This is a genomic window from Nonomuraea sp. NBC_00507, from assembly GCF_036013525.1.
Lineage (GTDB): Bacteria > Actinomycetota > Actinomycetes > Streptosporangiales > Streptosporangiaceae > Nonomuraea.
The window spans coordinates 625,383-650,246 of record NZ_CP107853.1; the positions used below are offsets into that span (position 1 = coordinate 625,383).

Sequence of the window (24,864 nt, forward strand, 5' to 3'; positions counted from 1 at the left end):
ATTCCTCGGCGGGCTGATTCGCAGTCAGACCGACGAGCGTTCGAGCAGCGGGCAGTCGAGCGTCACCCGGTGGGTGTCGAGCGGCTGCCCCGCTGCGAGGGCGGCCAGCATGTCGACGCCCGCGGTGCCCATGGCTTCGAAGGGCAGGGCGAGCGTCGTCAGCTTCGGCCGCAGATAAGCGGCGATGAGTTCCTGGTTGTCGAACCCCACCACGGCCACGTCGCGCGGGATGCGCAGTCCGCGTTCCTTGATCGCGTCGTACGCGCCCATCGCCATCCGGTCGTTGCCGCAGAACAGCGCGGTCGGCCGGTCGGCGCCCGTACGGTCGAGCAGTTCGCAGGCGGCGGTGTAGGCGCCGTCGGCGGTGGCGTAGCCCGGTATGACGAGGGAGGGGTCGGGGGTGATCCCGGCCTCGCGCAGGGCACGCTCATACCCCTCGCGCCTCCCGATGGCGGCCGGTATCACAGGATCGAGATTGATGAACCCGATGCGGGTGTGCCCGGCGTCGAGGAGCCGACGGGTCGCACGGTAGCCGCCCGTCACCTCGTCGGGCACGACGCACGGTAGATCCGCTTCGTCGTCATAGCAGTTGACGAGCACCGTCGGCACCTCGAGGGCGGCCTTGGGGAGCGTGACGGCCCGATGCCAGGTCGTGGCATACAGAAGCCCCTCCACACGGTGCTCCAGCATCTGGTCGATCGCTGCGGCCTCCTGAGCGGGGTCGCTCTCACTCGCGGCGATCAACAGGAACTTCCGGTCACGCCAGGCGCGGTTCTGCGCGCCTTTGATGACGTCAGCGGCGAAGGGCGCGGTGACGATCTCGGTGATCAGCCCGTACCAATCACTGCGCTTCGCGGCGAGCGCCCGCGCTCCGGCGTTGGGCCGGTAGCCGAGCTCGTCGATCGCCGCGAGGATCCGCTGACGGGTCTCGTCGGGGATCGTGGAGCCGGGCCGTCCGTTCAGCACGAAGGAGACAGTGGTCTGCGAAACGCCCGCGTGACGCGCCACGTCTTTCATGGTCACGCGACGCGGCTTGTTCGTGGCCACTTCCAGTCTCCTTCGATCGGCGCAGAGCAGACCAGCCCCTGATCGCTTCTCGTTAATGCGCTTTAGTAAAGCGTATTACTTCTGCGTTGCACGGAAGTTACGCCAGTTTCGCGCGGTATGTCAACACCCAGCATGGGTTGCATCAGGCCACAGGCTTGTCCCTTCGGATGGGTTCGTGGCATGCTGGCGGCCAATCGTAGTTGACACGTGTAGACTCGATGATCAACCTGGTCAGCGGCCAGAAGGAGCAAAGCCGTGAAGAAGAGCCTGGCCCTCGTGAGTCTCCTGGCCGTGCTGGCGGCCGGCTGCGGATCTGGCGGCAGCGGCGGAGGTTCCGCCTCGAACACCCTGCGCTTCGTCGGCCCGGAGGACCCCAAGACGTTCCAGCCGGTCATCGACGGCTTTCAGGCGAAGAACCCCGGCGTCAAAATCGCCTATACGCAAGTCCCCTTCGACCAGCTCAACAGCACACTTCAGCAGCGGCTGGCCGCCAAGGACGACACGATCGACGTCTACACGGTCGACCAGCCGCGCGTGGCGGCGCTGGCCACCCGCGGCTTCCTGGTCGACCTGAGCGACTGGAAGGACCGGGTCGAGCAGGCGGCCCTGCCCGCCCAGTACGACGTCAACGTGCACAACGGCAAGCTCTGGTCCGTCCCCATCTGGACCTCCGGCCAGTTCCTCTTCTACAACAGGACGCTGCTGAAGCATGCCGGTGTGACTTCACCGCCCAGCGACCCGGCCAAGCGCTGGACGTGGGAGCAGACGGTCGAGGCGGGCAAGAAGGCCCAGGCGAAGGCCGGCGCGCAGTGGGCGCTCATCCCCGAGCAGATCGAGCAGTACTACCAGCTGCAGAGCCTGGCCGAGTCGCTCGGCGGCGGCTCGGGGATCACCGGGCCCAGCATGCTCACACCCGCGCTGACCACCGACGGCTGGATCAAGGCGATGACTTGGTACCGCGGCCTGTTCGCGGACAAGCTCGCGCCCCGCGGAGTCGGCTCCTTCCAGACCTCGCCGCTGTTCGCCGAGGGTAAGGTGGCGTTCTTCGCCGGCGGGCCGTGGGATGTGGGCATCTTCTCCGCGGCCAAGGACCTCGACTGGGGCGTCGCTCCGTACCCCTACTTCGCGGACGGCAAGCAGGTCACCCCGACCGGCTCCTGGTCCTGGGGCATCAACCCGGCCTCGGAGAACCAGGAACTCGCACGCAAGTTTCTCGAGTACGCCTCCCTCGACCCGGACGGCAACCTGCTGACGACGAAGGCCACCACGATCATCCCGTCGAACCGGGCCGCCTTCCAGAAGTACGTGCCGGTCCTCGATGCGCTCGGCGGCGACAAGAGCAAGGGCGTCGGCGCCATCCTGACCTACGACGCCGACCACACGGCCGTCGCCAGGCCCACGTCGGTCGGGTACATCCAGTTCGAGCACATCATGACCAAGACGTTCGCCGACATCCGCAACGGCGCCGACGCCAAGACCCGCCTCGACCAGGCCACCCAGGAGCTCAAGACCGCCTGGGCCCAGCTCCGATGACGAGCCGCCAGCAGCACGCCGAGGACCGGACCGCTGCCTTGGCCGGGCATGACACGGCCGGGCCTCGGGTGCGGCGGCGGACCGCCGCGGGGCGGGTCCAGGAGGCGCATCGGCACCGCCGGACGCAGGTGGGCCGGCCGGTGCTGGTGTCGCTGGCCTTCCTGGCGCCGGCGCTGGCCGCGCTGCTGGTGCTGCGGCTGGTCCCGGCCGCCATGGCGTTCGCGAGCAGCCTGAGCCACACCAGCCTGGTCACCGGCGAGACCTCGTTCGTCGGCCTCGGCAACTATGCCACGCTCTTCGCCGACCCCACGTTCCTGCAGAGCGTCCGGGTCACCCTACTGTTCAGCCTGATCGTCAACCCGCTGCAGATCGCCGCCGCCCTGGCCCTCGCCGTGCTGTTCACCCGCCGCTTCGCGGGCGTGCGGTTCCTGCGGGTGCTGGTGATCCTGCCCATCGCGGTGCCCCCGGCGGTGTCCGCGGCGATCTGGAGCGTGGCCTACCGGCCCGACGGCCTGCTCAACTCGGTGCTGAGCGTGCTCGGCATCCCGCCGCAACCCTTCCTGACCTCGCCCGGCCAGGCCATGTGGTCGCTCATCGTGCTGCTGTCGTGGATCGGCGTCGGCTACTGGATGATGTTCCTCATCGCCGGGTTGCAGGACATCCCCACGTCCCTGTACGAGGCCGCCGCCATCGACGGGGCCTCGGCGTGGTCCCGGTTCTGGCACGTCACGCTGCCTCTGCTACGCCGGCCGCTGGCGTTCGTGCTGGTGGCGAACACGGTCTCGAACTTCCTCGTCTTCGCCCCCGTACAGATGCTGACCAACGGCGGCCCGCAGGGCTCGACCAACGTCACCATGTTCGACATCTTCACCCGCGCCTACACCGTGGGCGACCTGAGCCTGGCGCAGGCCGAGGTGATGCTGCTGGTGCTGCTCGTCCTGGCCGTGGTGATCGTGCAGTTCCGGCTCCTGCGCGGGAGGGACTGACCCCGATGTCACGACGTCTGTACGCCCTGCTCGCCACGTTCATCGGCCTGGCCTTCGCGCTGCCGCTGCTGTGGGCCCTGTCCAGCTCGCTGCGCGGCGGCTCGGAGATCTTCCAGCACATCTCGCGGCTGTCGTGGGAGACGCTCGTCCCCGCCGAGCCCACCCTCGGCAACTACGCCCGCCTGGTCACCGGCGACTTCGGCCGGGCCATACTCAACTCCCTGATCGTGGCGCTCGTCACCGTCGCCGCCGGTCTGCTGATCTCCTCGGCGGCCGCGTTCGGGCTGTCGGCCGTGCGCTTCAAGGGCCAGGGTGCGCTGTTCGCGATCGTCGTGCTCAGCTTCCTCATCCCGTTCGACGCGATCGCGATCCCGCTGGCCACGCTGTTCCGCGACTGGGACCTGACCAACACGTACACCGGACTCATCCTGCCGGGGCTCGGCCATGGCCTGGCCATCTTCCTGCTGCGGCAGTTCTTCCTGGCCATTCCCGGCGACCTGGTGGAGGCGGCGCGCATCGACGGGCTGGGCTGGTTCGGCGTGTTCGCCAGGATCTACCTGCCGCTGTCGCGTCCCGCCCTGGTGAGCGCCGGTCTCACGCTGTTCATCTTCCAGTGGCAGTCCTACGTCTGGCCGCTGCTCATCGGCACCGACGCCGCCCACCAGCTCGGTCCGATCGCGCTGGCGAACATGCGCGGCCAGTTCACCATCGACTACGGCGAGCTGTTCGCCGGCTCCATCGTGCTGACCGCCATCCCCCTGCTGATCATCCTGCGCTTCCAGCGCCACTTCACGCAGTCGATCGCGACTACAGGACTCAAATAACCCCGACAGAAAGGTCACCATGACTCATCCGGCCATGCGCGTCATCCTCGACACCGACATCGGCTCCGACGTGGACGACGCGCTGGCGCTCGCCGTCCTGCTCGGCTCGCCGGAGGTGGACCTGGTCGGATGCACAACCGTTTACGGTGACACGTTGCTGCGGGCGCGCCTGGCCAAGCGGCTGGCCCGGCTGGCCGGCCGGTCCCTCACCTGCATCCCGGGTGCCGCGAAGCCGCTGACCGACCGGCCCGTCTGGTGGGCTGGGCACGAGGGCAAGCTGTTCAGCGACCTGGACACCGAGCCGGTGGATCCGGGGGACGCGGCGGCGTACCTCGTCGAGCAGGTGAGCCGGGCGCCCGGGCAGATCGACGTGATGGCGATCGGGCCGCTCACCAACATCGCGGGCGCTCTCGCCGCCACGCCGTCGTTCGCGCGTGACGTGCGGCATCTGTGGATCATGGGCGGGCGGTTCGGCGATCCCAGGCCCGAGCACAACCTGGCCAGCGATCCGGAGGCGGCGGCCATCGTCTTCGGCTCTGGCGCACCGATCACGGTGACCGGGCTGGAGATCACCACCACGGTGCAGCTCGACGCCGGCGACGTCGCCACGATCGCGGGGGCGGGGGCGCTTGGGAAAGCGCTCAAGGCGGAGATCGAGCAGTGGTGGCGGTTCTGGAACGCGGAGTGGAACAGCCCGCACGATCCGATCACGGTGCTGAGCATGCTGGTCCCCGAGCTGTTCGCGTTCAGCCCGGAAGGGCGGGTGGTCGTGGGGGAGGACGGGGCCAGCACGTTCGAGGCCGGTGAGGGTCGCACACGGATCACCACCTCTGTCCCGCCGGAGCCGGTGGCCCGGGAGATCGTCCGCCGCATCGTCCGCGCCGCCCCCTGACGGTCTGCCGGCGGGCCTCAGCGGTGGAGCCGGGGCTCGGGGCAGCCGCAGGAGCCCCGGGTCACCAAGGCGGCGGGGAAGATCTTGGTAACGGGCTCGGCGTCCGCCGACTCGATCGCCCCCACCAGGGTTCCCGTCGCGTGCCTGGCCATCTCACCGATCGGCTGGCTGATCGTTGTCAGGCCCGGAACCGTGTACGCGGCCTCCCGCGCCCCGTCGAACCCCACGACCGCCACGTCCCCGGGCACCCCCAGCCCGAGGTCGGCAGCGGCGCGCATCGCACCGATGGCCTGGTCGTCGATGGAGCAGAACAGCGCGGTGGGCCGCGAGCCGGACGACAGGAGCCGGAAGGCCGCGTCGTACCCACCCTCCAGGCTCAGCGAGCTCTCGGCGACCAGGCCTGCCCTGGCCTCGACCCCCGCCTCCACGAGGGCGCGACGCCACCCAGCCGCCCGCAGCTCCACCGGCGTGATGTCCAACCGCCCGCCGACGAAGCCGATGCGCCGGTGGCCGTGTTCCAGAAGGTGGCGGGTGGCCTGGTAGCCGCCCTCCTCGTCGTCGACCGCGAGCCGGGAAAAGAACGGCGGCGCCTGGTGGTCGATGGTGACCACCGGGATGTGCCCGCGCATCTCCTCTGCCCGCTCGGGCGAGACCGGCACGCGCATGAGCACCAGCCCGTCCACCTGCCGCTCCAGGAACGCCCTGATATAGCCCTCGGCCCGATCCGGGTCCTCGGCGGAGTTGCCGAACAGCACGGAGTAGCCCCGCTGCCAGGCGACCTCCTCACAGGCCCGGGTGAACTGGCCGAAGAACGGGCTGGTCCCCCCGGCGCTGTCGGAGGCGATCACGCCGATGGTCCAGGTGCGCCGCGAGCGAAGCGACCTGGCCACCGCGTTGGGCCGGTAGCCGAGCTGCTCGACGGCGGCCAGCACCCGCCGCCTGGCCGACTCGGAGACTGGGCGCGGCCCGTTGTTGATCACGTAACTGACCACGGCGGGTGAGGTGCCCGCCAGCCGCGCCACATCGTTGCGCGTCACCACTCGCATCTCACCCCGGCAGTCACGAAAACAGCTTACGAGATCGCCTCGTCGAGCCTCCATCTCACCGTCCGGTTTCCCACCTGTGCGGCTCGAGGTCTGGGGGCCGGCATGGACGGACACCGGCCGCATCTTCACGCGGGAGGACGGCAGCGAATGACGCCCGACTGGGTCAGCGAGCCTTTCGAGTGGTTGACGTTCGCGGCCAGCCTGCCGCCGATCCGGCTGCACGACCTTCGCCATGGTGCGGCCACGCTGTCCTTGGCGGCCGGCGACGACATGAAGACGACGTCGGCGATGCTGCGACACTCGAGCGTGTTGGGCGAGGTTGGTCGCGCCGGTCAGGCGTAGCGCGCCGATGCCGAGGTTGCGTACAGCGGCCATGTTGCGGGGTGCGTTGCCGGTGCGGGCTTGGGAATGGTCTTCGCCGTAGGTGACGTCGCGGACGCAGTGGAGCCGGTTTTCGATGCTCCAGTGGCCGCGGATCCAAGTGGCCAGGTCGGCGGTGCCAGCCTGCCAGGTGGGCAGGCTAGTGATGGCGTTAAGAGGGAAGCCCAGTGGCGCGAGCTGACCAAATCGCGTGTCGAATCGAGCGAGGCTCCGCCGGATACCCGCCCGATCTTCATCTTCTACCACGCATTCCCCGAAGACCCCTGAGGTGCCTTCCATGCATCACATGCATGAAGAGCTCGTCCGCGCGGACCTGGCTGAGCGACGAGCCGAGGCCGCACGGTTACACATGATCCCGCCGCGCTCGCGCCGGCCTGTTCTTCTGCGCCTCCGCGGCCGGTTCGCGATCACCCTCCGCCCCCTCGCCGACCACCTCGAACCTGCCTGATAATCCGTACGGGTATCTGTCGATGTAGATCTCCAGAGCACCTCCCGCACGACCCACACGTTACGGACCCGCATGTCGTCGCTGAGCAGGGAGCCCGGTACCGCCTCTCAAGGTCGAGCCAACTTCTCGTCGGACTCGCATGCCATCATCTCCATGATCTGTCCCGAGAGAACAGGATCCCCACCCATGGGCAGCTACGACTGGCTCGATGACGACGCGTTCTGTGCAACCTTCGTCCGCGGTCTCACCCCGCGCGAGGCGCTGGCCCGCCTTGGCATTGACGTGTTCGACGGGGATGACGAGGAAGGCGATTTCGAGGAAGGGCTCATCTGCGCCCGGCCGGCCGAGGGCGGGACCATTCTGAGCGAGTCGAACGGCTTCGCCGGCACGCTGCCCGAGGTGCTGCGGCCCTTGTCGGCCGGGACGGTCACGGCGAGTGTCTTCGTCAACGTGAACAGGGTCGCGTCCTTCGACCATTACGCCGACGGTCGCAACATCCTCACCTTCGATCCGCTGTTCGGCGGCGACGAGGACGGCATCCCGGAGGACTACCTGGCCGACCGGATCGAGCTCGGGCTGGCCGACGACAAGTCTGAGGGCGGGCTCGCCGCTGCGCTACTGCTGGCCGAGCGCATCACCGAGGTGCGGCCGAACACGTCAAGTGACGTGGTGGCCGCCCATGGCGTTCTCGAGTACTGAGGCACCTCGCTGTCGGCCCCATCGCAAACACAGCAGGCCGACGACGCAACCCAACCGCATTAACAGCTCGGGTCTCGGCCGTCCCGATCAGTTCTTCCTGGACCAACACGGCCCGGCGGTCCAGGATGAACGGGCTGGTACGGCGGTGAACATCGCCTACCGCGATGCCCAAGCCGCCGCTCGTGGAGCCTCCTCCCCCGGTGGACCCGTACGATCATGAGGACCCGTTCTGGCAAGAGGTTCGCGCCACCATGAGACGGCACAGATTGCCGCAGGTGCGCCGGACATGAGCACGCTGAGCCGCGAGGAATACGAACGAGCGTGCGCCGAGCTGGACTTGTCGCCGATGACCGACGACGAGTGCTTCAGCCCGGAGATCCGCGAGCGCCTGCACGCTTCCCCCGATCAGAGCTTCGTCGAAACGATCTTCAGACGCCTCGCCCACGCGCGTGGCTGGGGCATCATGCATCAGCTCCGCGAGAAGCGGAAGCAACTTCGCTGGGAGTTGGGCCGCCGCTTCGCCCGTGGGATGTCACGCCGGCAGTACGAGGAGTTCTGCACCGAAGCCAGCATCCAACCGGCCCCCGACGACGCTATACGCGCCATGGCCGCCGACTACCTCGCCCGCGAAGAGACTGAAGACCTTCCCGACTTCAACCTGTTCGTCGCCAACTTCCGCGATCAAGGGATCTGGAGAGAAAGCGGCAGTAACCGTCCCGAACAGGGGGCGATCGTTAGTCGGTAACAACTGCCAATGGCTTTACAGCTCGTGGCCGTTCGGGCCAAAAGACGGCTTCCGATCTGGGACGGGACCACATCTCGCCGCCATCAGACCCGTGATCATTGCACGTATATGGCACAGCCGTTGATGCACCACAGCTTCGTCCGCGGTCGGCTTCGGGCGGGCTGAGCACCGTCAGATAGCGATTGGAACGTCTTCGATCCAGCAGTCGACAACATGGGGACCGATCTGCACGACGGCGTCCTCAGTGTCCTCGCGGGTAAGGAAGACGCCGGCTCCAGAGACGTCAGGAACTTTTGAGGGCCACGGCCAACTCTGGTCATGATGACGAAAACCCAACGGTGCCGATCACGTCGCGGGCGCCGCGACGGAAGCCAGGTCGCCTCCGATGGTCGTCCCCTACGACCTACGCCACGCTTGCGTGTCCACGTGGCTCAACGCGGGCGTCCCCGCACCCGAGGTTGCCGAATGAGCAGGCCACAGCGTCAACGTCCTGCTACGCGTCTACGCCAAGTGCATCCACGGCCAGCAGGGTGAGGCAATGCGGCACATCTGGGATGCGACCAAGTCCTGAAACCAGCTGTGTCAGGGGCGTAGCTGATCGTGGAGCAGGGCCGCGGCGCTTGGTCCTGTTGCCGTCAGGACCTCCCGCCGGTGACCACAGTGGCGCTAGTTAGGATTCAGCCTCGGCTCACGGCCAGGAAGCAGAAGCGGCATCTCCCGGTCGCCGAGCCGGTGCCCGGGGGAACCGGGCCTGGGCGCTCGGGACAGCGCCGGGGTCATGGTTGGGCCGGACGTTCCAGCCGCAGGTCGACCCGGAGTTCGGGACGGTCGAAGTAGTCGTCGGCGAGGTCGATGGCCATCATCCCCATCAGGCCCGACACGATGATCCGCGACTCGCTGGCCGGCACGATCCACCAGATCGGACTGCCGACCTCGATGATCCGCGCGATTGAGCCGTCAGGAGTCCAGATCGCGAGCGCCCCCGCGTAGCCGCCGGACAGCACGCAGTCCCGGCCAACCAATCGGGCGACGCGGACGCGTCCCAGCGCCATGGCGTGACCATCGTGGAGCGCCCCGGAGACGTCGAGGCGGCCGGTTTCCACATTCCACACGTCGACGTGCGAGAATCCCCCGGTCAGCACGATCACGGGGCGGCCGTCGATGCTGCCCAGGCAGTAGCCAGAGTGGACAGGGTCATGGCGATCGTGGCGGCAGGCCTCCAGTTCCGTCGCGCGCGAGGCGTCCTCCAGGTTCCACAGAAGAGGAGCAGCCTCGCCGTCCGCCCAGGTGACGGCGTGGGCCACACCGCCGACCGAGCCGTACGTGAAGTAGAACGGGCCCGTGTGACAGCGGAGGGGAGATCGCCACCAACGCTCGTCGGCGACGTCCCACAGGTGCAGAGTTCCGTCGGACCAGGCAATGGCGAGCGCCGGCCGGCCGCGGATCTCCACCAGCTCCAGGTCGGTCCATTCCCCGGTGTCGGAGACCTGCGGGGAGCCGAGTGGGCTGCCCGTATCGAGGTCCATAACCCCAAGGCCCTCCTTGGGCAGCCCAACGGCCAGGCGGGGGAGCGGCGCCAGGTGGACCACGCGAGTAGCCTCGCCGAGCGGCCAGTCCATGACGTGCTCGCCGGTGGCCAGGTCCCAGGAACGCAGCACCCCAAGGTCGGAATCCCGCCCGATGACCAGACGTAACCCGGCTACCTCGGCGGCGGCCAGGTCGAGCACATGCGGTCCGGTTTGACCGGCGGCGAAGAGGTCAGAGGCGAACGGCCACCACCTGACCAGCCCGTCGCGCCCGCCGGAGACGATGGCGGGCCTGCCGTCGAGCTCGGCGAACAGCACGTGGTCAACGGCCCCGTCGTGGGCGTGCAGCGGCTGGCCGGCCAGGCCGCCAGCCGGCCACTCGAAGCACCGGATCGTGCCGTCGCCGCCACCGGTGCAGAAAAGGCGGCCCCGCTTCCACGGGATGACGTCCACGGTCCAGGAACCGATCTCATGCCCCTCGAACGGCTCTCCGAGCGGCACATTTCGCTCCGGATCCCAGAGCAGGCAGGGGTACCAGTTCCTGCCGGAGAGGAACACGACGGGACGATCGTCCATCTCGATGATCAGCGCATGCCCCGTGGCTTCCCTCCCCTCCTCCACGTCGGTGCGGTGAGGGGCGAAGGCGGGTCCGACAGGCTGATGCGAACGCAGGTCCCAGACCTGGACGTGGGCGAGGTCGGACATAAGCACCGCGGCCAGCGCCCGGCCGCCTGCCGACCCGCCGCCCAGGAGGCTGTGGGCCTGCTCTACCCGGAACGGTTCGGCGATGAGGTCGCCGGTGGCGAGGTCACGCACGCGGATGGCCCCGTCAGTGTCCATGCTCGCCATGACCTGGACGCCGCCGCCGAGCGGGAAGATCTTCAGCGAATCGTCGTCGCCGCCCGGATCGGTGGCGAACCCGAGGCCGGACTGCGCCTGCGTGCCCAGGTCCCAGTGGAGCACCGATCCGTCCTCGTGGACGGTGGCGACCCGGCCGCCGCCAGTGAGCGCGGCCAGGCGAATGATCGGGGAGGGCCAGGTGCCCGGCAGGTCCGCGACGAGTTCCCCCGATTGCACGTCGTGCGCGTGGACCGCTCGCGCCGACGCGGAGACGATTACCTGTCGGCCCCGCAGTCGGGTGATCGTCAGCCCCTGGACGTAGCCGTCGTGGCGGGCCAGCACCCGGCCGTCCGCGATCCGCCGCCAGTGCGCCCACGCGACCGACCAGGGCCGGTCGGCGGGCAGGGCGCGGATGCCGTCGGCCAGCTCCGTCAGACCGCTCTTACGCGCGGCCATCTCCAGGTACGACGCGCGCTCGGTCGCGGGCCTGGCCAGCAGCTGAGCGCTCACCCGCTGGAGCGCGAGCAGCACGGCCCGGTTCTCCGGCGACCGCGCCGCGTCGAGAGCCTGGAGCAGGCGGCCGGGGTCGGAGGCGACGAGGAAACCCGGATCCCTCAGGAGGGGATCGAGCACCGCTCCTCTTGCCGCATGGGTGACAAGATAGTGGCGGGTGTAATGGTCGGCCTCCTGCCAGTCGGACGGAGCCAGCTCGATCAAGGTGCCCGCCACACTCGCGTGGACGTCGCAAGGGTCTCGCTCGTCCTCGATCAGCGAGCGCAGGTGCTCGTCCAGGGCGGCGTGGAAGAGACGGTGGTGTGCCGAGCCCGCCAGAGCGGTACGACGCAGCAGGTCGGTGGCGAGGGTGTCGCGGAGCAGCCAGGAGACGTCGGCCTCGGTGTAGAAGGCGGTTCCCAGCGCGGTGGCCATTCTGGCCCACGCCGTACGATCAGCCAAACCCGGGCCCTCCGCCCACGCCAGCGGCATCAGCAGGTCCCGAGCCCGTCGGTGGTCGGCGCCGAAGCGGTCAAGATATTGGTCCATCGCGGAGCTGACCGTGGCGGGGAACCGATCGCTCCAGCCGGGCGACTCCACATCGACGGCCCGCTCGGCGCCCGCCAGTGACAAGCTGGTCAGCTGGGCGACCAGGAAACTCTGCCCCGCCCGCGAGGCGACCGCGGCCGCCACCGTCGCGGCGAGGTCCGGCCGGTCGCGGTAGGGGCTGGGCACCTCCGGGTCGTCCGCGGCCATCAGACAGCGCCGTACATAGGTGACGAGGTCGCCGAGTTCCGAGTAGTCCGGATTGTTAAGGTCCAACTCGATCGCCGCGTTGCCGAACCTGCGCACGAGGTGCCGGTCGGTTCCGGGGCGGGTCCCGACAAGCAGCCGGACACCCGTGCGGGCAGCGCCGGTGGCCAGCGGTTCCAGGAGCTCGTAGACCAGTTTGGCCGGTTCGAGCGCCTCGTCGACCGCGTCGACCACGATGCCCGCGGGCTCCGGTTCGCGCTCGGCGAGTGCCGCGGCCAGCTCGGCCGGGGTGCCGGCGCTCAGCCCCAGAGCAGCCGCGATCTCGGCGGCGACCTGGGCGGGCGTCTTGCCCTGCGCGTTGACGGCGGCGCGGACGCAGCCGACCGGCGGCAGCGTGCCGGGCGGCGCCTCGGCCAGCACCTGCTCGGGCACCGCGTGTCGCAGGGCGGGGTCGGAGAGCGTCACGATCCTGCCGAGCACCGCCGACTTACCAGAGCCGGGATCCCCGACGACGAGCCTGGCCCGATGGTCGGCGCCCGGCGCAGCCACCAACCACCCGGTCAACTCGCGGAGGACGCGTTCCCGCCCGGTGAAGTACCAACCCCGCCTCGGCCACGAGGGCAGGACACCCTGCCCGCGCGGCTGGAAGTGGGTCCGCAGCTCGGCGAGTCGGCGGCTGTCTTCCGCCGACCGGCCCGTGAGCTCCAGGCGGCGCTCCCTTGCCCCCTTGACCAGCTCGAACAGTCCCATCGAGACAGCTGTCACCATCACCGCGCCCCAGAGGGCGACCGTCGCGGGTCCGGGCGCGTCGATGCCGGACAGTTCGGCAGCGGCCGTGAGCACTCCCAGCAGGACGGGGAGGATCACCAGCCATCTGAGCCCTGCCCAGCGACGCGGGACCTTGTCCTTCGGGAGATCTGGCATGGGTTCCGCGTTCCTGCTGCCGGGGAAGGGTCTCGCCAGAAAGATGCTCGTCCAGCACGGCAGGCGTCAAGTCCTCCTTCCAACGGATGCGGCCGCGGAGCGCTTGCCTGACGCCGCCTGCGTGCGTACGCGACTCCAGCCGCCCAGAAGCCGACGGCGAGCAGCAGCTGGCCGGGACCGTTGATGATCGTCGAGAAGGCTCCGCCGGCCACCGCCTGACGGATGGATTCATCGCTATGCCAGGCGGTCTGGTCACCTCACCACCCACCTGCGCCAGCAGTTGTCCCACGCAACGCCAGCGGCGCTGTACTGAACAGCCCCGGCTTCGATAGAGAGCTCAGGGGTTCCAGTCGACCCATTCGGCGTGCCAATTCCACCTCGGTCAGGCTGCGCCAGGGCCGCGGGGTTTGATCAGCTCGGCCTTGTAGAGGGCCGATCTGCGATTCCATTAGTGCGTTGTCCAGCGCTTATCCCGACTGATGTTTGAGCGTCATGGAAAGTGCAGACCTTCCGCCAAAATGGGGACCGTGAACGTTCCCATGGCCGGTCCTGGCTCACGAGCATCATCACCGCAGGTCCATCCCGCCGATGACCGGACTGACATAAGACTCCACGTCTACCGCGTAACGAAGTACGACCCGGCCGACCGCAATGAAAAGGGCTACTACATCGGTGCCGAGAACGAGTACAGCGACCACGGCCCGGTGGAAGCGGCCTACCTGGCGTCTGTGGCCGCTTTCGCCGAAGAAACCGGCATCACCCACCTCACCATCCGAGACCCGGGGGTGACCGGCTTCGTCAACTTCGGTGCAGCCTCTCCGATCGACGGTCACGGCCTGGCCGGGCTGTTCCCACCCGACCTGACGGGTTACCACGACGGCGCGCGGGCGCCAATGTCCGTCGCCCTGGAGCTGGTCCGGGCGATGCTGCGCGACAACGGTGCCTGGTGTCGCTTGGAGGCCGGGGACCAGTTCTTCGTCCACGTCGGTTACGACCAGTACGTCTATGTCGGCAGCGCGCTACCGTGCCCGCGCGCGGTGGCACTCACCCACCAGCGTGGACTCTTTGCCGAACCGATCAACCAGTCACCGTACGACCCGCAACTCGATGAAGACGATCCTGCGCGGCGACGCCCCGCCGACGACGCATTCTGGGCCGAGCTGGATGCTCTCATCAGCAAGCAAGGCGCGGTGGTGCTTGAGGAGGGCTATCTCTCCAACGCCTCGCGCTGGCACCGCATCACCCTCGACGAGGTTGCCCCGACACGGACCCGGCTCGCCCCGCGGGCCAGGCTGCTTGTCTGGCCCGACGACTTATCGACAGACGTGGACGCAGTCCTTGCCGGCCTTCCCGACGATGGCCTCGTTGAGATCGTCTGGCAGAACTCTCAGGGGCACATCACCAGCCTGACAGTCGACGACGCCGACTATCCAGCACTGCCCGCCATGCTGGCCGATGCCCACGCCGTGATGATTCTTTCCGGCTACGCCGACGAACGAACCCCGCTGATGGCCGCCGTGATACCCGACCCCGATGGCGTGCTCCGCGCACGTTGGATGCCCTAACGCTCACCGCCCATAGAGGAGTTGTCAGCTTAGGCAGATCGGATGTCTGGGGCCAGCTCCGGAGAGGGCTGCGGTGGCCAGGCGGTGTCAATCCCCTCAAACCGTGGAGACGGTTCTATGCCACAGCGGCCCTCAGCAGGCCCGTTGACGCTTGCCGCTTCTCGATCATCTGATGCTCGAATGTGACAGGCGGCAGCCCGTCGTTGGCACTGTGCCTGCGCTTGACGTTGTAGAAGTCTGCGATCCAGGTCGCAATCTTCAGCCGGGCCTCCGCCCGGGTGCGGAAGCGGTGCCGGTATACGAACTCGACCTTCAGCGTGCTGTTGAGCGACTCGGCGGCTCCGTTGTCGAGCGCGCACCCGACCCGGCCCATGGACTGCACCACTCTGTGCTTCCGGCATTCGGCCTGGTAGCGGGCAGCGGTGTACTCCGATCCACGATCCGAGTGGAAGATCACCCCGTCCACGTCACCACCGCGCGTGACCACGGCCATCTGCAGTGAGGCGACCGTCAGCGCCGCGTCATGGTGCTCGGACATGGCGTAGCCGAGCAGCCGGCGGGAGAACAGGTCCTCAACCGAGGCCAAGTACAGCGGCCCCTCATCGGTGCGGATCATCGTGACGTCGCCGACCCACAGCACGTCCGCAGCGACCGCGGTGAACTTCCGCCGCACCAGATCCGGCGCGGCCGGCCGCTTGCCCTGACGGGTCAGCGAGCGCGGCTTCTTCGGCCTCCGCCCGGCCAAGCCGAGTTCGGCCATCCGCTTGGCCACGGTGTTCTCCGACAGCTTCCAGCCCTCGGACCTCAGGTCCTGGGTGATGCGCGGCGACCCGTAGGTGCCACCGGAGGCGGCGAAGTGCCGGTTGATCTCCTCGTCCAGATGGACGCGCCGCTCTTCCCGAGCTGTTGGCCTCCGGTTCTTCCATTTGTAGAACCACGAGGGCGATACTCCCAGCGCACGGAAACAGATCGTGTGGGGGACACCAAACTCGGCCCTTTGGGACTCGATGAACTCCACCACAGTTATCGGTTCAGCGAGTCCTTGACCCATAGGACCACGGATCGTTTGAGGACATCACGCTCGTCCTCCAACTCGGCGCGCTCCCTCTCCCAGGCGGCCTTGTCCTTGGCGTGCTGCTTGACCAGCTCGGCTTTCTCCCGCCGCAGTCGCGCCAGTTCCTCCTGCTCGGACTCCTTCAGCTTGCCGCCTCCATTGCCGTCGCGCCCGACCTGCCCTGTTGAGTGCCGGTCCATCTGCACCCAGTTGTACAGCGTGTACTCGTTGATACCCAGATCCCGCGCTATGTGCGCGACGGGTTTGCCGGTCTCCTTGACGATCCTCACCGCCCCAGCCCGGAACTCCGGATCAAAGCGACGCCTCGTGGTTCCTGCCACGACCAAACCTCTCTTGGTTCGGTCTCCACGCTACGAGGGGAAGCCCAGCGGGCGGAAGTGTCGCCGTTGCGCAGGTGCGCCAGCACCAGTAATGCCTGCTGGCCAAGGGTCGGCTTGCACCATCGTGAGCCGCTGGCGGTGCGGTGGCCCCTTCCCCGAGCCATGGCTCGTCATCCCCTCCGATGGTCACCAATCCATCAGCGAGACAGTCTCCCGCCCTACCTACGATCGGCTTAGGCCTCCTCCACCGGCCCACCCTCCTCCAGGCTCCGTTGCCGACCGGCGAGCATGCATCAAGTACATCCGCTACACCTGTTGCCTCCGCCGTCCCAGCAGACAAGGCAGATCAGCGTTCCGGGGATGCGACCTGGCCCTCAAACTTGGCCGCGCATTAGCCGCGGACGGCTGTAGCCCACCGTTGATCGCCGTAGACGGCCGGGCACAAAGCGAGAGGCCCGCCACCGCGTTTCCACTGGTCACGGACCTCTTCCCGCTGGTGTGGCAGGTGCAAGGTTCAAACGTGCGTAGACTGAGCCGGCAATTTTACAGCTCGTGATCATTGCACAGATATTGCACGGATCGTGAGAGCGAGACATGCATTCGCCGCCATTGCCGTTAGCGTCTCGTACCCCCGGCCTCTCCAGCCCGCGAGCCTGCCAAGATCTTTTGAAGTACACAGATGCAGGCATTGCGGACCGCCCCCTCGCCCTAGCCTTCGTAGCCCTTTCGTACAGGTTCACGATGCCCAGGCCTACTTCACCGAGACGATCGCACCCCTCTTTAGAGGTCGGCAGGATCTTGTCAGTGACATCTGGCACCATGTGTCTCCGCGCAGCAGGGAGGGAAGCGTGGCGAGAAAAAAGCGCAAGGTTCTTCAACTTCAAGGCACAGATCGCAAGGGGATCGCCCTTCTGCACGACATGGCGGTATACGAGAACTTCGAGCGATGCGCCCATCGAATCTTTGCAGTCGTACAAAAGGCAGAACAGACTAAGCCTGGCGCACCACGCTTCCTTTACCTAAGGATTCAAGGCCACAGAAACGACGCAGGAGGCTACGATCACGACTCGTTCGAAATAATGCAGAACTTCCTGCTCGATTTTCTTCTTCCATATCTAACGGAAGTTACTACGCCGCTATATAAAGTCCGAAATAGTCAAAGACAACTAAACGATCTACCGGATAAGGTAATCATCGCCTATCCAGATGGCGAGGACGACTTCTGGTACGACGTGGATCTTCTAACAATACGATCGAGAGAAGCCGACACCAGTGACCGTAAAACCCCTCCTTCCAAGAAGGCGATAGCAGATTACCTAGGGATGAGTGAGGCATGTTGCCTGGTGTGCTGGCGAACCCCCGCAGAGCGCGCCCATGTAGTTCCCACCGCTTTGGGGGGTTCGATGAACGTCCGGAATTTTGCATTGTCATGCCAGGAACATCATGGCCAGGCTCCGGATATTGCAGATGCAGAGGCATTTTGGGCATGGGCAGACTATGCGGAAATGAGGGACTCCGGTAGCAAGTGGGAGAGCGCCCCAGAAGATGTAAAAGAATGGATGCGTGCCCTTGGCTCGCGAACCGAAAAGCAGGATCGGTCAGACATGGCCTTCATTGCTGCAGTTAAGTTCGAGCTGCGAAACCTATACGGCTGGACCGATCTCGACTTCTCCGGATCCTCCTGGGAACTGCAAGAGGAATATCATCGCGTGCTAGAAGTGGCGACAGGGAAGCACTTCGGAATAGAAAAGAAAGTAGCAACCCATGCCTGGTCCTATAACGTGGCCAAACAGCGTCTCGCCAAGAACCGGGGAATTCGAACAGATCGACCTCGGAGTGTGCTGCTCTTCGATGACTTTCAGTGAGACGGCGGCGTGTGGTCGCACGCAGGTTTGACTTGGAGGAAGAGCTGCGTCGCGACCTTGACGAGTGTGGTCACCGCCGGGCGATCACGGCGTATCGGCGTACTGCTGCTGTGCGCCGGCCACGACACCACCGCCGCCATGATGGGCCCTTTCCACCCTCACCCACGACGCGCAGCGCCGAGAAATCATGGAGCACCCGGAGAAGCTCGGGCCCGATGTCGAAGAGCTGATGCGCTACCTGACGACCGTCCAGTTCGGCCTCCGCCGGGTCGCCAAGGAAGACCTCGAAATCGCCGGCGCCCAGATCAAGAAGGGAGACCTGGTCGTGGTCGTCATGAACGCCGCCAACCGCGACCTCCGCGCCTTCGACAACCCCGATGCCATGGACATCGACCGTAAAATCGTCCGCCACCTGGGCTTTGGCTATGGCGTCCATGCCGCCTCGGCCAGAACGTCGCCCGCGCCGAACGGAAGACCGTCCTGCCCAAGCTCTTCCAGCGCTTCCCCTACCTGCGCCTGGCCACCGCCCAGGAAGAAGTGCCCATGGACTTCACCGGCACCAACTACGGCGTCCGCAAGCTCATGATCACGCGCTAGACGCTACGATGATCAGACGCCAAGTGCGGCACGGGCAGCAAGGCGCCGGCGCTGGATCGCCTGACCGAACCGCGCCAGACCAACGGCTCGTGATGTCAAACATGAGTTCCTGTCATGCTTGACTGGTTTGATCGTGTATGGCTAGATCCTTCTCTGTGATCAATGACTTACGCGAAGCATTTTCCGGCAATCGACATCTGATCGCCTCTGCAGGAGACACCCATTCCCTTTCACCGCGACGACCGCACCGCGATAGATCGAACCAAACCTTGATCATCCGGCTGACTCGCCGGCTGGTCGCACTCGGCAGTGCCTTGATCGTGATGGCCGGCCTCGGCGTCGCCATGGCACCTGCCGCCTCGGCCGCCGATTTCACCACATATCTTGGCGATCGCCCGGGCGGCGGCGGTGATCTGGCCGCAGGCGGTGGCAAGCTCTTCATCTCTGCGAGCGACCGGATCATCGTCACGGATTCCCATGGCACGGTCACCGGCGCCATCACCGGCTTTCCCAGTGTCTCGCGCGTGGTCACCACCCCCGACGGCACCCGTTTGTACGCGACCTTGCCCGGTTCGAATCAGCTGGCTGAATACGACACCGCGGATCTCACCGCCATCAGGCAGATCGATCTGTCCTCATACCCGTGCGCAACGAACATGTCGCTCTCCGGCACCCGGCTCTGGGTCGCGTACGGCTGCTCCGACTTGAACAGAGGGGTCTTCAGCCTGGACATGTCGCAGGCGTCGCCGGAGCCGGTCCCGATCGAGACGGATGGCATGCTCGACCCCCCGTTGCTGGTAGCCGCCGGGAATACGCTGGTGATCGGCGACCCGGGGAGGAGCGTGCCCGACCTGTACGTGTACGACTTGAGCGGCGCCACCGCCACCCTGCGAGGCGTCATCTCCGGCCAGACGAACGGGCTGTCCAGGCTGAGAGATCTCGCCATCACCTCGGACGGCTCGATGGTCTTCCCGACGCTCGGCGGTCTATACCGGTTCGATGGCTGGGATACCACCAGCCTGACCAGGGTCCGCACTTACGGCGAGGTGCCGACGCACACGCGGGCTGTCGCGATCAGTCCGGACGGCGCCTACTTCGTGGGCGGAGTGGCGAACACCAGCGGCCCTGAGGACATCGCGGTCTACGCCATGGACAAGACGGCTGAGCCGCTCTACACCTACGCGAACCCGGCCGGTGAGCTCGTGGCAGGGAGTCTCGCCTTCTCGGGCACCGACATCTACGGGCTGCTGTGGGATGGCTACACCAGCCGCTGGCACCTCTGGAGAGTGCACGGCGGCATGCTCCCGGCGTCCGCGATGACCCTGACGGCACCTTCCACGGGGACCGCCTACAAACCAGTCACCTTGACCGGCCGCCTGACGCTGCCTGGCGGGTCGGCTCCTGGAGCGCAGACGCTCGTGGTGACCCGGCGCCTGCCCGATGGCGCCAGAACGACGCTCGCCGGTACGACGACCGGCGAGAACGGTACATTCACCTTCACCGACAGCCCACCCGTCAGCGGGGCGGTCACCTACGACGTGCTCTGGGACGGCAGCGCGGACTTCCGGTGGAGCAGGGCATCGGCGACCGTCACCGTGACCAAGCACCAGTCGTCGCTCACCCTGTCTGGGCCGGAGACCGGAGTCGCGGGCAAACAGCTCCAGTTCAGCGGCACTCTGAACACCGGCGCACAGGCAACCCCAGCGGGCACCTCCCTAACGATAGAACGCACCTTCACCAACCGCGCAGGAACCTTTACCGCCGTTTTGCCGGCAATAGCACCTGTTGCTGATGGATCATTCACCTTCGCCGACACGCCCCCCGCGGGCGGCCAGTACACCTACACCGTCCGATGGGACGGAGACGCCGCCTCCCTTCCGGCGCAAGCAGACCAAGGGGTCACGGTTCGAGGCCAGCTCGGGTAACCGCAGGCTCTGTACGGTCAACCGCAGTTGACCGTACAGAGCCGCACCTGGAAAGCTGGGCATTTACCAGCCACCACCTGCGCGAGATCATCACCGCCGATGTCCAGCGGCACTTGATCTGTCGAGCGGTTCGCAGGGTGCGGTTTCCGCGCAGCTGCGTAGCGTGCCAGGTCACGTCCGTGGACGTGACCCGGAGCATGGGCGTCCACCTGCGGAAACGCCTCGTGATCCATCCCGCGTGTATCCCGTGACCAGCGACAAACGGCCGCTCAGGGCTGCATCTGGCTGCACACCCCTGAAATGCAGAAGAGGCCCCGTAGGGCCTCTGAGCTGCACTTACTGCTGGTGGCAGGTGCAAGGTTCGAACTTGCGTAGGCTGAGCCGACGGTTTTACAGCGCGTGACCGTTGCGGCCGAGAGTTGGCCTTCCACCTGCGGCATGACCATGTCTCGCTGCCATGAGGCCCATGATCATTGCACGCATATTGCACTGCGACCGGCGTCACGCCTCATCCTCTCTCGACGGACTTGTAGACCCTTCCGACGATCAGCGCGCAAAGCATGGCCGTGAGCATGAAGCCGGCCACAACCGGGACCGCCACGGGGATGTAGCGCGCGAGGCGCTCATCGGGCAGCCAGGAGTCGTACGTCGGCTGAACGAAGAAGACCGCCAGCATGGCGAAGGGTGCCACCAGCCCAACGATTGGCCAGCCTGGCAGTCGGGCCAGCAGCGCGGCCAGCAGGCTGAGCGGGAAGGGCGCCAACACCAGCGCCAACACCAGCGCGACCTCGCCATCCGAGTCGTATGTAGGCCAGTAGCGGAAGAGGAGCAGTAATGAGACCGCCACCGCGGAGCCCGCTAAGGCCGACCTGAATAAGACACCCACACAGGGATTGTCGCGGATCAAGGGCGAACAGGTCGATGTTCGGGAACCGCTCTGCTGATACTCATCCTGGTTGAGCCTCTACACGCACGCGAGTAGCAGGGCCTACCGGACCCGCACTGTCAGCTTGGGAATCGCAGGGATCTTGGCATGTAGGGGCCGATTACCTGCGGCTGAGGCCGGTCGTGAATGACCGTGGTTGACCCCTCGTCACCGGGGTAATGGCACGGCGATCAAGGCTCTGACCTCACCAGGAAGGGTATAAATGGTCGGTCGAACCGGTCAGTGTGGGCCTGGCGTACTGGCTGTGTGAGAGACGTACACCGGTGGCCCGTGAAGCCAAGGCGAGGGCGCTGGAGATGGGACCTTCGGCGTATCCGTCGTCGTCTGGGTACAGCCCGAGCTCACGCACGTCGGTGAGGAATCTGTCAGGATCGTTGCCCTCGCGGAACCGGTAGCTGTACAGGCTGAACGTGGTGATCAGTTGCTCGTTGGCCTCGTAGGTGAAATCCGCGCTCTTGAGGTCAGCAAAAACCGTGGCCACTGCTGTGCCTAAGGACAATGGCTCCGCCACGTTGGTGACGTACTTGGTTGCCCACCCACTCTCGGCCAGGACGGTCCCACCCTCAGCCGAGTAGGCTTCGACTCCGTACTCTCCGGAGGTGCCCGGAGTAACCTTGATTCGCCGCAGCGCATCCGCAGGGGACAACCTCCGTACGAAGTTGATGCACAGAATCGTGGTGCCGACGCCATCCGTCCATGCATCGCGAAGCCAGACGTAATCCGCGGCTGATGCACTGCTCATCGCATTCCCTCCCACTTCATAGCTGCGGGAATCCTTGCAGACGGCTCCGACAGCCACGGCGGCACGATCATTCTTACCTACACCTCCGCCTGCCTGCCTGATCATCCCGTCTGCCGTCGACCCACCTGAAGGGGCAGCGGGCAGGGCCACGGGGTCAAGGTGGAGCGCCCTGCCGGACGAACGACCTTGGCCCCGTGGCCCTGGTCTGCTCGGCTTGTCCCGGGTCGATGGTGGGCGGGATGATCAGGTTTCCACCTCAGCCACTCACGGCCTGGCACACGGCACGGCCATCATCCCGGAGCCGGAGCGCCCCGCCAGAGGCATGAAAGGGGTTCGCTGTGCGCTTGTTGAGGCTACTTGCGGACTGGTTCTGGCGAGTAGATGCGTCATCTGGTGGCGGTACTGAACCGCATCGTGGTCGGCGGTTCTCTGCGGCCCATCCTGTGCGCCTGGGATTACTCGCCAGCGCTGCCGTCGGTGGCCTCTTCGGCGTCCTTTTGTTGGTCGGTGCCACGACGGGATGGAAGTACGCCTTCGCTCTGTCTACCTTGCTCTTCTGCCTCTGCATTGCGGCCTTCGCGGGAGTGAGCATGATGGGCATCGGCTACTTCGAGCGTTGGCGTCAACGGCACTACGGGCACTACCCGCATGAGGTTCAGGACGAGCCCGGTCGCCATGCGTAGCGGCCCGCGCGCGTCGCGCGCGAGAACGGCCCCCAGGCCGCACGCGCAGCATGCGGGCGGGCGCGGGCAGCGCGGCGGCGCGGCGGCGCGTGCGCCGCCGCCTTGACGCACTCGGCGGCATCTCGCGCCGGACCTTCTATCGCTGGCGAGAGATCGGCAAGGCACCCCAGGGCTTCAAGCTGCCCAACGGGGAGATCCGCATCTACCGCAACGAACTCACAGCCTGGTTGGAAAGCCTCCGGGAGGCTGCGTGATCATCTCCTACAACGTGAAGTTCTGGACGATCACCCGGAACGAGTCGAGCAAGACGCCCTCCTTCGTCGTTCGCTGGAAGGTCGGCGGTCGGCAGAAGTCGAAGACTCTCAGGACCAAAGCACTCGCGGAGAGCCTCTTGTCCGACCTCCGGCAGGCGGCCAAGCGTGGCGAGCTGTGCGACATGGAGACGGGACTCCCCCTGTCCATGTTGCAGGCCAAGAGCGCCCGGACGATCTTTGACTTTCGTCCGGGCGTACATAGAGATGAAGTGGCCTCATGCGGCGGCCAAGACCCGCGACAGCATCTCGGATGCCCTCGCGACAGCACTCCCCGCCCTCGTGAAGGATCGCCCAGGACGCCCTGACGTCGGGTCGCTGCGGCCGGCCCTGCGCAAGTACGCGCTCTTTCCTGAGAGCAAGCGCCCTGCTGCTCCCCCGGACGTGGCACGGGCGATTCGCTGGCTCGAAGGTGCCTCGCTCGATCTGGCCGCCCTCGGAGAGGCCAAGACCGTCCGGCTGGCGCTCGACGCGATCGCGCTCCGGCTCGACGGCAAGGCCGCCAGCGCCAACACAATTAGGCGCAAGCGGGCTGTCCTGCACGCGCTCTTGGAGTACGCCGTAGAGCTGGAAGAGCTTTCGGCAAATCCGCTGCACCGGATCAAGTGGAAACCCGCCAAGACAACCGAGACGGTAGAGCGTCGGATCGTGGTGAACCCTCGGCAGGCCCAGGAGCTGCTGACCGCGGTGACCTACGTGGGCAGGCGGGGCCGCGGCCGGCGACTCATGGCCCTGTTCGCCTGTATGTACTACGCGGCTCTGCGCCCCGCTGAGGCCATCGCCCTCCGCAGGGAGGACTGCGACCTTCCGGCAACCGGCTGGGGACGCCTGCTCATCGACGTGTCCCGGCCCGAAGTCAACAGGCAGTGGACGGACACCGGGGATGCCCACGAGGAGCGCGGGCTGAAGCATCGCGGACGTGACGACGTGCGTCCTGTCCCCATCCCGCCGACTCTGGTGAAGATCCTTCGGCAACACATCGACGAGTTCGGCCTTGGCCCGGACAGGCGGCTCTTTCAGAGCGAACGCGGCGGCGTCGTCGCCTCGACGGCTTACACCGAGGTCTGGCAGGAAGCCCGCAAGCTGGCCCTCACGCCCGCCCAGGTCGCCTCTCCGCTCGCCAAACGGCCGTACGACCTCCGGCACGCGGCCGTCTCGCTCCGGCTCAACGCGGGAGTTCCGGCCCCAGAGGTGGCCGAACGTGCGGGGCACAGCGTCGATGTCCTCCTCCGGGTCTACGCCAAGTGCATCGATGGCCATCAAGAGATCGCGAATCGACGGATAGACGACGCATTGGCGGCATGACATGCCACTCCTAGAAATCGAGCCCCGGATGATCTCCGGGGCTCGTTCACGTCTCAGGAACCCCTCCGCCCGCGGAAAGCCTTGCTCGACCTGGGGAAACGCCCTCAAGATCATTGCACGTAAATGGCGCGACCAGCGACAAACGGCCGCTCAGAGCGGCTCCCGGTTGCATACCCCCGAAATGCAGAAAAGGCCCCGTAGGGCCTCTGAGCTGCGCTTACTGTTTGTGGCAGGTGCAAGGTTCGAACTTGCGTAGGCTGAGCCGACGGTTTTACAGCGGGCAGACGTTACTGACTGCACCAGGCCTCTCACCTCGGGGTACAGTTCTCGCCCTTCCTCTACTAGGGAAGATCATCCCGCGTATATCCCGCGAGGCGGAACGATGCACGATCAT

General features: G+C 66.5%; 21 protein-coding genes and 1 pseudogene. 14 read left to right on the top strand and 8 right to left on the bottom strand.

The window, feature by feature from the left end; all coding sequences use genetic code 11:
• Positions 1-24: 24 nt before the first annotated feature.
• Positions 25-1,047 (bottom strand): LacI family DNA-binding transcriptional regulator, encoded by a 1,023-nt coding sequence (locus OHA25_RS03320; protein WP_327586154.1) that lies wholly within the window; start codon positions 1,045-1,047, stop codon positions 25-27.
• 255 nt (positions 1,048-1,302) lie between these two features.
• On the opposite strand from OHA25_RS03320, the gene OHA25_RS03325 reads away from it, so the two are divergent.
• From OHA25_RS03325 to OHA25_RS03340, 4 genes are read left to right on the top strand one after another with little or no spacing between them, the layout of a single operon-like run.
• Positions 1,303-2,580 carry an ABC transporter substrate-binding protein gene (locus tag OHA25_RS03325; RefSeq protein ID WP_327586155.1) on the top strand — a complete coding sequence of 426 codons (1,278 nt, stop codon included), beginning with the start codon at positions 1,303-1,305 and terminating at the stop codon, positions 2,578-2,580.
• Complete coding sequence (locus tag OHA25_RS03330) at positions 2,577-3,566, top strand: carbohydrate ABC transporter permease (protein ID WP_327586156.1); 990 nt, start codon at positions 2,577-2,579, stop codon at positions 3,564-3,566. Before OHA25_RS03325 ends, OHA25_RS03330 begins: the two co-directional genes overlap by 4 nt.
• Positions 3,567-3,571: 5 nt before the next feature.
• Positions 3,572-4,390 (top strand): carbohydrate ABC transporter permease, encoded by an 819-nt coding sequence (locus OHA25_RS03335; RefSeq protein ID WP_327586157.1) that lies wholly within the window; start codon positions 3,572-3,574, stop codon positions 4,388-4,390.
• Positions 4,391-4,409: 19 nt separating this feature from the next.
• The gene (locus tag OHA25_RS03340; protein ID WP_327586158.1) at positions 4,410-5,282 is read left to right on the top strand and encodes a nucleoside hydrolase; all 873 of its coding nucleotides are present in this window, start codon (positions 4,410-4,412) and stop codon (positions 5,280-5,282) included.
• A 17-nt stretch (positions 5,283-5,299) separates the two neighbouring features.
• Here the strand turns inward: OHA25_RS03340 and OHA25_RS03345 are convergent, their stop codons facing one another.
• Positions 5,300-6,319 carry a LacI family DNA-binding transcriptional regulator gene (locus OHA25_RS03345; RefSeq protein WP_327590918.1) on the bottom strand — a complete coding sequence of 340 codons (1,020 nt, stop codon included), beginning with the start codon at positions 6,317-6,319 and terminating at the stop codon, positions 5,300-5,302.
• A 156-nt stretch (positions 6,320-6,475) separates the two neighbouring features.
• Between OHA25_RS03345 and OHA25_RS03350 the strand changes: the two genes are divergently transcribed.
• The 4 genes from OHA25_RS03350 (at position 6,476) to OHA25_RS03370 (ending at position 8,601) form a co-directional block, all read left to right on the top strand.
• Positions 6,476-6,670 carry a hypothetical protein gene (locus OHA25_RS03350; RefSeq protein WP_327591237.1) on the top strand — a complete coding sequence of 65 codons (195 nt, stop codon included), beginning with the start codon at positions 6,476-6,478 and terminating at the stop codon, positions 6,668-6,670.
• A gap of 316 nt (positions 6,671-6,986) precedes the next feature.
• On the top strand, positions 6,987-7,157 hold the full coding sequence (locus tag OHA25_RS03360; protein ID WP_327586159.1) for a hypothetical protein: 171 nt from the start codon (positions 6,987-6,989) through the stop codon (positions 7,155-7,157).
• Between the two features lie 186 nt (positions 7,158-7,343).
• Complete coding sequence (locus OHA25_RS03365) at positions 7,344-7,856, top strand: DUF6461 domain-containing protein (RefSeq protein ID WP_327586160.1); 513 nt, start codon at positions 7,344-7,346, stop codon at positions 7,854-7,856.
• A gap of 286 nt (positions 7,857-8,142) precedes the next feature.
• A complete protein-coding gene (locus OHA25_RS03370) occupies positions 8,143-8,601 on the top strand; it encodes a hypothetical protein (protein ID WP_327586161.1) in 459 nt (152 codons plus the stop codon).
• 776 nt (positions 8,602-9,377) lie between these two features.
• Here the strand turns inward: OHA25_RS03370 and OHA25_RS03380 are convergent.
• Positions 9,378-13,136 (bottom strand): WD40 repeat domain-containing protein, encoded by a 3,759-nt coding sequence (locus OHA25_RS03380; protein ID WP_327586162.1) that lies wholly within the window; start codon positions 13,134-13,136, stop codon positions 9,378-9,380.
• Positions 13,137-13,663: 527 nt separating this feature from the next.
• Here OHA25_RS03380 and OHA25_RS03385 point away from each other — a divergent pair.
• On the top strand, positions 13,664-14,701 hold the full coding sequence (locus OHA25_RS03385; RefSeq protein ID WP_327586163.1) for an RNA-binding protein: 1,038 nt from the start codon (positions 13,664-13,666) through the stop codon (positions 14,699-14,701).
• Positions 14,702-14,816: 115 nt separating this feature from the next.
• On the opposite strand, the gene OHA25_RS03390 is transcribed toward OHA25_RS03385, so the two are convergent.
• The 3 genes and pseudogenes from OHA25_RS03390 to OHA25_RS03400 form a co-directional block, all read right to left on the bottom strand.
• Positions 14,817-15,719, bottom strand: coding sequence for an IS3 family transposase (locus tag OHA25_RS03390; protein ID WP_327581748.1), 903 nt, complete (start codon positions 15,717-15,719; stop codon positions 14,817-14,819).
• 5 nt (positions 15,720-15,724) lie between these two features.
• Positions 15,725-16,096 (bottom strand): transposase, encoded by a 372-nt coding sequence (locus tag OHA25_RS03395; RefSeq protein ID WP_327586164.1) that lies wholly within the window; start codon positions 16,094-16,096, stop codon positions 15,725-15,727.
• A 20-nt stretch (positions 16,097-16,116) separates the two neighbouring features.
• A pseudogene (locus OHA25_RS03400) lies at positions 16,117-16,224 on the bottom strand (IS5/IS1182 family transposase); the annotation flags it as partial.
• Positions 16,225-16,944: 720 nt separating this feature from the next.
• Between OHA25_RS03400 and OHA25_RS03405 the strand changes: the two are divergent.
• The 3 genes from OHA25_RS03405 (at position 16,945) to OHA25_RS03415 (ending at position 20,483) form a co-directional block, all read left to right on the top strand.
• The gene (locus tag OHA25_RS03405; RefSeq protein ID WP_327586165.1) at positions 16,945-17,961 is read left to right on the top strand and encodes a hypothetical protein; all 1,017 of its coding nucleotides are present in this window, start codon (positions 16,945-16,947) and stop codon (positions 17,959-17,961) included.
• A 229-nt stretch (positions 17,962-18,190) separates the two neighbouring features.
• Complete coding sequence (locus OHA25_RS61090; protein ID WP_442942163.1) at positions 18,191-18,547, top strand: cytochrome P450; 357 nt, start codon at positions 18,191-18,193, stop codon at positions 18,545-18,547.
• A 166-nt stretch (positions 18,548-18,713) separates the two neighbouring features.
• Entirely contained in the window at positions 18,714-20,483 is a 1,770-nt protein-coding gene (locus OHA25_RS03415) for a hypothetical protein (RefSeq protein WP_327586167.1), read from the top strand.
• 508 nt (positions 20,484-20,991) lie between these two features.
• On the opposite strand, the gene OHA25_RS03420 is transcribed toward OHA25_RS03415, so the two are convergent.
• A complete protein-coding gene (locus OHA25_RS03420) occupies positions 20,992-21,330 on the bottom strand; it encodes a hypothetical protein (RefSeq protein WP_327586168.1) in 339 nt (112 codons plus the stop codon).
• Between the two features lie 283 nt (positions 21,331-21,613).
• Positions 21,614-22,228, bottom strand: a complete 615-nt coding sequence (locus OHA25_RS03425; RefSeq protein ID WP_327586169.1) for a DUF6461 domain-containing protein — start codon at positions 22,226-22,228, stop codon at positions 21,614-21,616.
• A 676-nt stretch (positions 22,229-22,904) separates the two neighbouring features.
• Here OHA25_RS03425 and OHA25_RS03430 point away from each other — a divergent pair.
• Both OHA25_RS03430 and OHA25_RS03435 read left to right on the top strand, forming a co-directional pair.
• A complete protein-coding gene (locus OHA25_RS03430; protein ID WP_327586170.1) occupies positions 22,905-23,108 on the top strand; it encodes a helix-turn-helix transcriptional regulator in 204 nt (67 codons plus the stop codon).
• Positions 23,109-23,372: 264 nt separating this feature from the next.
• Positions 23,373-24,470, top strand: a complete 1,098-nt coding sequence (locus OHA25_RS03435; RefSeq protein WP_327586171.1) for a tyrosine-type recombinase/integrase — start codon at positions 23,373-23,375, stop codon at positions 24,468-24,470.
• The last annotated feature ends 394 nt before the right edge of the window (positions 24,471-24,864 follow it).